Origin of the sequence: Shinella sp. WSD5-1 (assembly GCF_963942435.1) — a bacterium.
GTDB classification, from domain to species: domain Bacteria; phylum Pseudomonadota; class Alphaproteobacteria; order Rhizobiales; family Rhizobiaceae; genus Shinella; species Shinella yambaruensis.
The window spans coordinates 135,189-143,629 of sequence record NZ_OZ012604.1 but is presented as its reverse complement, the minus strand read 5'-3'; the positions used below and the strand labels follow the sequence as shown (position 1 = coordinate 143,629).

Annotated in this window: 6 protein-coding genes; all 6 read left to right on the top strand. The window is 53.1% G+C overall.

The window, feature by feature from the left end:
• Nucleotides 1–410: 410 nt before the first annotated feature.
• Nucleotides 411–1,295: a calcium-binding protein gene (locus AABQ55_RS35490; protein WP_272809381.1), complete on the top strand. Its 885-nt coding sequence runs from the start codon at nt 411–413 to the stop codon at nt 1,293–1,295.
• Nucleotides 1,296–1,464: 169 nt separating this feature from the next.
• Nucleotides 1,465–3,144, top strand: a complete 1,680-nt coding sequence (locus AABQ55_RS35485) for a type I secretion system permease/ATPase (protein ID WP_272809382.1) — start codon at nt 1,465–1,467, stop codon at nt 3,142–3,144.
• A 14-nt stretch (nt 3,145–3,158) separates the two neighbouring features.
• A complete protein-coding gene (locus AABQ55_RS35480) occupies nt 3,159–4,541 on the top strand; it encodes an HlyD family type I secretion periplasmic adaptor subunit (RefSeq protein ID WP_272809383.1) in 1,383 nt (460 codons plus the stop codon).
• An 89-nt stretch (nt 4,542–4,630) separates the two neighbouring features.
• Nucleotides 4,631–5,857 (top strand): glycosyltransferase, encoded by a 1,227-nt coding sequence (locus AABQ55_RS35475; RefSeq protein ID WP_272809384.1) that lies wholly within the window; start codon nt 4,631–4,633, stop codon nt 5,855–5,857.
• A gap of 51 nt (nt 5,858–5,908) precedes the next feature.
• Nucleotides 5,909–7,768, top strand: coding sequence for a hypothetical protein (locus AABQ55_RS35470; RefSeq protein WP_272809385.1), 1,860 nt, complete (start codon nt 5,909–5,911; stop codon nt 7,766–7,768).
• A complete protein-coding gene (locus tag AABQ55_RS35465) occupies nt 7,683–8,423 on the top strand; it encodes a sulfotransferase (protein WP_272809386.1) in 741 nt (246 codons plus the stop codon). Before AABQ55_RS35470 ends, AABQ55_RS35465 begins: the two co-directional genes overlap by 86 nt.
• Nucleotides 8,424–8,441: the final 18 nt, after the last annotated feature.

Genomic DNA, 8,441 nt, shown 5'->3' with positions numbered 1-8,441 from the left:
TTCTACCTAATGGAAAACCTTTGTACGGGATAATAATTTGAGGGCACCGTATTGAATGTCTCTTCGTTTTCGCGTAAGCAGGATACGCTGTGCCGTGGAAATCAGCGCTTTAGAGGCAAAAAACGCGGGAGGTTTGCTGGGCCTTCCGCGTTTCCCTTTTCTAGGTTGCTCCCATTATTTTCAATGAGCGACACCAAGGCAAATCGAGCTGTTGCGGCTTTGCAACATGGCTGAAATTTAGATTTGTCTACTTGCATCAATAGCGAAATTATCCGGGTTTGTGGGTGTTGTTGCTCAATAAACCCCGAGGGCGAGTTGACTTTCCAAGATAATCTTGGCATGCACGTCAACATGCGGCTTCGCTGCATAAACCCAGCAATTGAACGACTTTTTAAGAGGGAGCCTCTAAAATGGCGATTATTACAGGCACGACTGCCAACGAAACGCTCACTGGCGACAGCGGCTTTGACTGGATTTCTGGTCTTGGTGGCGACGACGTTATCGTCGGTGGTGACGGCGGAGACCTGCTCGAAGGTGGCACGGGTAACGACTCCATCTGGGCTGGCGCCGGTGACCAGGGCAACGACACGATCGACGGCGGCGCAGGCGATGATGTCATCGGCGGCGGTGCTGGCGACGATTATATCCTTGGCGGCTCGGGCGCTGACGTCGTATATGGCGGCGCGGGCGACGACCTCATCTACCTCGGCTCGCGCACGCTTGTTGGCGCAGACACCGTAACGGGCACCGCTAACGACGACACGAGCAGCAACGTAGCTTGGGCTGGCGCTGGCGACGACGAAGTCTATGGCGGCGCTGGTAACGACATCATCGGCGGTGGCGCTGGTGAGGATACCGTTAATGCCGGCTTCGGCAATGACGTTATCTATGGCGGCACGGGCATTGATATTCTTAACGGCGATGCCGGTAACGACACCATCTTTGGCGGTACGGGCAACGACATCATCAACGGTGGTGACGGCGACGACCAGATCTGGGGTGGTATCGGTAACGACGCCCTGACGGGTGGTGCCGGTAACGATCTCTTCGGCTTCATTGCCGGTGCTGGCAGCGACACCATCACTGACTTTGAAGGCGTTGATGGCCTTGGCCTCGCACGCGACGTTCTTGATCTCTCCGCATTTAACCTTGCTGGTGAAGTTCAGGACCTCAAGAATGCTCTCGTAATCACGCAGGTTGGTGCAAACGTCGAGATCGACCTCTCCTCCAGCGAGACGCTCACGCTGCAGAACGTTCTGCTGGCTGATCTGACCGACGCAAACGTTCTTCTCTAATCGTTGACGATTAGTTGGAATTGAGGGAGGGGAGCCACTGCTCCCCTCTTTTTTGTTGGATTCAAGTTTCCTGAATTAAAGCCTTGCATTATGCACGATGCTGCATCGCCGCACTTAAGCGGATTTGGCAGGACTTGCCCAGGGCATGGAAGCCTGAAGGATTAACCGCATGAATATCGTAGAGACTTATAGGGCGGAGAAGCGCGCGGCTTGGCGTGCCATGCTGGGGGTAGCGGTAATCTCCATCATTTCCAGCTTTTGTCTCCTAGCGTTACCGCTTTATCTCTTCCAAGTATATGATCGGGTATTGGCGTCACGCAGTATAGAAACGCTAATCGCTATTACTATTATAGCCTGTGTCGTTCTTATCGCGTACGGTTTGCTTGATACATTGCGACATGTCCTGCTGTCGCGTATAGGCGTACGCTTTGAAGCACGTGTCTCTGGCTTATTTCTAGCTGGTGAGCTAACTTTGCCGCGAGGTGCTTCTGCGTCAAGCATCTATCAGCTGGCCGAAATTCGAAAATTAATTGGTTCGTCGGTCTTTCCGAATCTCTTTGACCTGCCGGTCATGTTTTTGTTCCTGTTGCTTGTATTTTTCATTCATCCTCTTTTGGGAGGCATTGTCTTTGCTGGTATAATTCTGCTTCTAGCGGTGGCAGCCCTCGGCGAAGTGCTAACGGGTGAAAGTGTTAAAGACACAGAGGATGCGGCGGCTGCAGCGCGCAAGACGTTCGAAAGCCATTTGCGTCAACACGAACTCATTAGGGCACTCGGCCTTTATCCCCAAACAGTTGCCCATTGGGGGCGTGCTCAAGCGAAGCATCTCACGGAGCTACTGAGACTGCTTGCTCGGACAAGTGCGCTTTCATCCACATCCAAAATGGTGCGCCAGCTGCTTCAAATTGCTATGATCGGCGGTGGCGCAGTCCTTGTTCTGTCTGATCACGTCACGGCAGGCATCATTTTTGCAACATCGATAGTTGCATCGAGGGCTCTAGCTCCGGTTGAAGCGATTGTCGGCGGTTGGCGCCAGCTGAAACAGGGAAGTCTGGCCCTTAAGAAGTTAGATGCCCGTGTCGAGGCCTTTGCCTTTAGTGAGCGACAGACACCTCTGCCACGCCCACAAAAACGCCTCGTTGCGGATCGCGTAATCTATGTTCCGGTTCCAGGCCGCCCCCCAATCCTCAAGAGCATCACGGGCGCGATAGATATAGGACAGAACGTCGCTATTGTCGGGCCGAGCGGTGCAGGAAAATCGACATTCGCGCGTATTCTAATCGGCTTTCTTGAACCAACAGGGGGCCAGGTTCTGTTGGATGGTCAAGATCTTCGGGCCTGGGACCCGGTCACCCGTGGTATCCACATGGGGTACCTGCCGCAACAGGTCGGCTTTTTCGAAGGCACAGTGCGCGAGAATATTGCCCGCATGCGTGTTGATGACCCACCAGAACTCGCCGTTGAAGCGGCTCGTTTTATCGGGATTCATGACATGATCATGCGCTTCCCGGAAGGTTATGACACCGTTATCTCAGAGAATGGTTTCCAGCCCTCAGGAGGGCAGAAGCAACTGCTGGGCCTTGCGCGTGCCTATTATGGTGGTCCAGCTTTTGTGGTTCTTGATGAACCAAATGCGAGCCTCGACTCTGACGGTGAGCAGATTCTATTCCGTACGCTGAAGCGGGCCTCGGCCGCCGGTATTGCCTCTATTGTTGTTACCCAACGCCTATCGCTCCTTAATCATGTCGATAAGGTTCTAGTGCTGAAGGGTGGCCAAGTTGAAGCCTACGGTAATCCGGCCGACGTGATGCCGGGCAAGCTCGTCCGCGTGCCGAACAAGGCATCCTGATTGGGAAGAATTCGATGTCGAATGAACAATCTGTATTTCGTACGGATGACGAACGACCAACCGCGCCCCCATTGACGGGTCTGCAGCTCGATGCGTTACAAAATTGGAGCAATGCAGTTCCCACTAGTGGTCGCAGTCCAATGCTGCTAGCTGCTTTGCTACTTGTCGCCCTCTTTGGATTTGGTGGCGCTTGGGCAGCAACCGCCAAGCTCGGTGGTGCCTTGATTGCGAACGGCCGTGTCATTGCAGAGGGCAACAACCGTGTCGTCCAGCATCTCGAAGGTGGAATTATCGAGGCTATCCGCGTCAATGAGGGGGACAGTGTCCGGCGCGGGGATGTGATCATGCAGCTGGATGAGACGGCAAACCGTTCCCAGCGCGATAGGATGTATATTGAACGAGCACTTGCGACTATCGAGTTGGAGCGGTGGCGCGCAGAGCGAGATGATCTGGCAGAGAACTTCTCTGTTTCGCAGGAGAAGCTAGCGCCTGTTGCTGACAATCCACGAGTTATTGAAGCATATGAGAGTCAGATTTCGGAGTTCCAGAGTACGCGTCAAGCACTGCGCCAGGAGTTGCTGGTACTAGACGGTAAAATTGCGAATGAGGAGGAAGACCTCGTCTCCTTGAAAGATCAGGTAATAGCTTTGGACGCCCAAAGGGAGCTTATTGCCAAGGAAGAGACGGATCTTGCAGATCTACTTGCAAAAGGGCTCACTCAGCGAACGCGAGTACTCGCCTTGCAACGGGAGGCCGCCCGGCTTGATGGTCAAAAATCGACTGTCCAAGCGACGATTCAGAAATCTCACCATAATATTCGCTCCTTCAACGACGAGAAGCAGCGATTGATAGCGGTACATGCTGCGCAGACCAGCCAAAAAATCACTGAATTACAGCAAAGATTAAATCAAACGGCAGACGTCATCACCCGGCTCGACGATCGTCTGAGACGAGCCGATATTACGGCTCCGGTCGACGGCACAGTGCTTAGTATGCCGTTTAAATCGATAGGTGCTGTGGTTAAACCGGGCGATAAAATTGCCGATATTCTGCCTAGTGATGCATCGCTCCTGTTCGATGTGCCAATTCTACCGCAGGACATCACTAAGATTTTCGTGGATCAAAGCGTTGAAATTATCTTCCCCAGCGATCAGGTCACCGTGACGCCGCCGCTGAAAGGTAAAGTTGTTTATATTTCGGCAGATACTATGGCTTTGCCGTCGGACCCGCGTGTTTCATTTTATTATGCCCATGTCCGCATGGAAGGCGATCATCACGGCCGCAACATTCTGCCTGGAAATGTCGCCGAGTTGTTCTTTCAAACTGAAGCAAGGACACTCCTTCAACATTTGGCTGATCCAATCACTCGCTTCGCACTGAGGACGTACAAGGACTGACAGCGAAGGCAGACAAGTTCCGGCCGAAGGTTTTCATCGGCTGAGCCTTGTTATTAATGGCTTCGCAGGCGAGATTTTGAGAGAGCTAAATGCGCATCCTGTTCGTTCATAACAATTTTCCCGGTCAGTACGCTCGTATCGTGCGGTACCTGAAGGGGCGGCGGGATATTGAGATGCTTTCCGGATCCCTTGCCTCTAACACTCAGACGGCGCCAATCAAGCGCGTAGGATATACGCCGCATCGCGAGGCACGCAAGGATATTCATCCAGCCCTGAGTTACACGGAAACTTCGGTTATTCGTGGACAAGCTGTCTATACCGCGTTCATGCCAGTTAAGAAGAAGGGCTGGAAACCCGATATCATCTTAGCTCATTCCGGGTTTGGGGATGGGCTTTTCTTGAAGGACCTTTGGCCGCAAGCAAAATACATGCCATACTTTGAGTGGTATTATCATGCTTACGGTTCAGATTCTTCTTTTCTTGATCATGGTGCACCCAAAAGGCCCGAGGCGGAGTTGATGATCCGCATGAAGAATACGGCCATCTTGCATGATTTAGCTGCAATGGATTGGGGCCAATGCCCAACTGAATATCAGAAAAGCCAGTTTCCGTCGCAATTTCGGGAACGCATCTCCGTTTTACATGATGGGGTAGACACGGATTATTTCTCACCGAACGACGCGGCAACGTTCTCTGTCGGCGAACGTGAGTTTCGAAAGGGCGATCCTGTCATCACTTACATCGCGCGCGGGATGGAGCCCTACCGCGGCTTTCCTCAGTTTATGGAGGCCGTGGCAAGTCTTCAAAAGCGTCAGCCCGAAGCCCATGTCATCATCATAGGCGATGACCGGGTCGCCTATGGCGCTAAGCGCTCTGATGGAAAGTCTTACAAGGAATGGGCGCTGGAAAACCTTTCTCTCGATGAAAGTCGCATACATTTCATCGGCCGTCAGCCTTTGCGCGTACTGCGTGACGTCTTGCGCATCTCGGCTGCTCATGTCTACCTGACCGTGCCCTTCGTACTCTCTTGGTCGATGATGGAAGCGATGAGCACCGGTGCCCTCATCGTTGGTTCGGATACGGATCCTGTGCGCGAGGTCATAATGGATGGTGAGAATGGCATTCTCGTTCCATTCTTCGAGCCGGAGGCGCTCGCCGCGAGGCTTACTGACATACTTGGGGATCAAGAACGCTATGTGCCGATGAGGCAAAAAGCACGAGACCTCGTGTTAGAACGTTACGACATGAAGAGCATTACAAAGCGATATTTTAACCTGATTGAGCGAGTGGCAAAGGGGCAAATGTCCGCGGCATAGAACAAAATTCGCATTTTTGGGAAAGGACATGCAAGAAGTGGAGTTGGCGGCATGAAGAGAATCAAGATCATTAAGAGGTTCGACGGTCCTCTTCATTTCTCAGCCTCCGCTCTAGACAAGGAGGCGCGGCTTTACTTCCACATCGTCAATAGCTTGGCTGATGACGTTCTCTTCCATGTGGAATTCGACAAGGAGGCAGGTCAGCTCTCCGTCAAGGACCGCTATGCAGGTGCCTGGAGCAAGCCGCAGATGTATGACTTTCCCTTCAAGGGGCAGGCGATTAAAGGAAAGCTTCTCCTCAAGGATCATACTTTCATTCTGGAACTGAAAGACTTCCGCCTTGAATTTCCCTGCAAGGTCTTTCCAAAATCAATTGTTTGGAGCGTCTATAGCAACTTCCGCTACACGACGATCGGCGACGACGAACCGATTACGGAAGCACTCTCAAGGCGCTGGCGTTTCTTCCCGGAATATCGTTTTCGCATGGGGCTCGGCTCGCGGCTGCGGGCGCTTGGAGAGGCGGAGGCACTCAAGCCAGGACTATCAGGTATTTACCTGTGGGATGGGAACGAGCATACCTTCGCCCGTCTGGTTGAGAAGGTTCTTCCCCATCTGGATGAGCTGCTCGTCGTCGTCCACAATTCGAGCCTCTTTCGGCACAGCTTCTTCGTCGGCTTACAAAGCACCTATTTTAATATCCGCACCACGGTTGTCGAAATGACCGTCAAGAGCGACGGAACCTTGAGCAAGCTCAAAGGCGCACTGTTCATGAACAGGGTCCTTTCCGAAGTCCGGCATCGCAATGTTATCTTTCTCGATTTGCAGACGAATTCGGATCGACTTGCCTCCGTTATCCGCGACAAGAGGTTACGCAGCCGGACGGACGACTTCCTTCTGCTCGACGATGCGCAGCAGGGGGATTTGCAGGCCTTCTCAATCGGAAAGCAGACGTATTTCGTCGAGGTCGATGGAAAGCTGCGTCTGTCGCCGGAGGATATCGCCGGCCGTCACCCGCTCCTTGCCCCGGCAGCCACGCCAAAGGCGGGCCTCGCATGGGATATTGACAGCGTGCGGCTTTCGGATGCCCCGATTCTGCTTCGCGATCATAAGAGGATCACCCACATCCCGCGGCGCGGCAAATTGGCCGTCCTCGTCGTTAGCTGCAAGAAGAACCGGCATAAACAGCAGGCCATACGCGATACCTGGGCCAGGGATGCGTGTATTGCCAATATCGATGTCTACTTCATTGAGGGGCATCCGGAGCAATCCGAAGCGGTGCTCGTCGAAGACCGGCTGATCCTGCCGGTTCCCGACACTTACGAATATCTGTCGCACAAAATCTGGCACGGCGTTTCCGCCGCCTTGCGCATTATCGACGCAGACCACTATTTCAAGCTCGACGACGATTGCATGCTCAACGTGCAAAAGCTTCTGGAATTCGCCTACGAGAAATTCGATTATATCGGCAGCGACATCAATCTGGGCAGCCGTACGGCTTTCGACTGGCACAGCTCTGCGGTCTTTAACAAACAGCTTGCTGGCCTCATCTTCGAAATCGATCCTAAGCAGACTTGGTATGATGGACAGGGCGGCTACTTCCTGAGTCAGAAGGCGGCACATCTCATTGCGTCGACGCCGCTCCCAAAGTATCAGCACATCCTAGAAGATTATGCGACCGGCCGGGTCATGAGCGCCAACGGCCTGGAAGCCACATCCCTGAATTCGAAATTCCTCTCAATCAGGGAAATCTATATCAAAGACGACCGGGACTACGAGGGCGCGGTCATCAGTGACGTGTCCAGCGTTGAAAGGACCTTTGAACTCTATGAAGTCATTTCGAAGCTTAATCAGCAAACTCTCGACGCCAAGAATCGCTGGCGCTTCGAATTCCCCGAAGAAGGCTCCAAGTAAGCGCGATTCCTATCGCTACGTCTTCATCTTCACCTACGGTCGCTCGGGCTCGACCTTGCTGATGGGCTATCTCAACAGCCTGCCGGGTTTCTGCATTCGCGGGGAAAACTATAATGCGCTCGCGCATCTATGCAGCTTTTATCGGTCCGCCAAGGAGACGAAGGGGCAGGTTGCCAAGAAATCCATGCTGGCGGTTCATCCTTGGTATGGCGCCGACCTGATCCAACCTGATGCGATGCGTGATGCGTTGCGCAAGGTTTTTGTCGAATCCATTCTTAATCCGCCGTCGGATGCGAAGGTTGTCGGATGCAAGGAAATCCGTATCAACTGGAATGAAATCAAGGATTTCGACGCGTTCCTGTCCGACGTGGCGGAAATATTTGGGGACGTGAAGATCATCTTCAACCACCGTGACATACTCGCAACGTCTAGAAGCAGCTGGTGGAAAGACACCGCTCACTCCTATGCCACGATCCGCAGCATGGACCAACGGCTGCGCGATAATGCTTTTGCTGCGGCGCCAAATGCATTTCATGTCGAGTATGAAGAACTCGTTAAAGGACCTGAGCACGCACGCAAGCTGACGGAGTTCCTGGGCATTCCGTTCGATGACAAAACCTATAGGAAGGTCATGGATACTCGTCACTCCTATTGAACAGGAATCTTGGCGCCG

Bases quoted from the DNA above. Each gene is read 5' to 3' on its own strand.
- AABQ55_RS35490 (WP_272809381.1), top strand. From the start codon at position 411: ATGGCGATTATTACAGGCACGACTGCCAACGAAACGCTCACTGGCGAC.
- AABQ55_RS35485 (WP_272809382.1), top strand. From the start codon at position 1,465: ATGAATATCGTAGAGACTTATAGGGCGGAGAAGCGCGCGGCTTGGCGT.
- AABQ55_RS35480 (WP_272809383.1), top strand. From the start codon at position 3,159: ATGTCGAATGAACAATCTGTATTTCGTACGGATGACGAACGACCAACC.
- AABQ55_RS35475 (WP_272809384.1), top strand. From the start codon at position 4,631: ATGCGCATCCTGTTCGTTCATAACAATTTTCCCGGTCAGTACGCTCGT.
- AABQ55_RS35470 (WP_272809385.1), top strand. From the start codon at position 5,909: ATGAAGAGAATCAAGATCATTAAGAGGTTCGACGGTCCTCTTCATTTC.
- AABQ55_RS35465 (WP_272809386.1), top strand. From the start codon at position 7,683: ATGAAGTCATTTCGAAGCTTAATCAGCAAACTCTCGACGCCAAGAATC.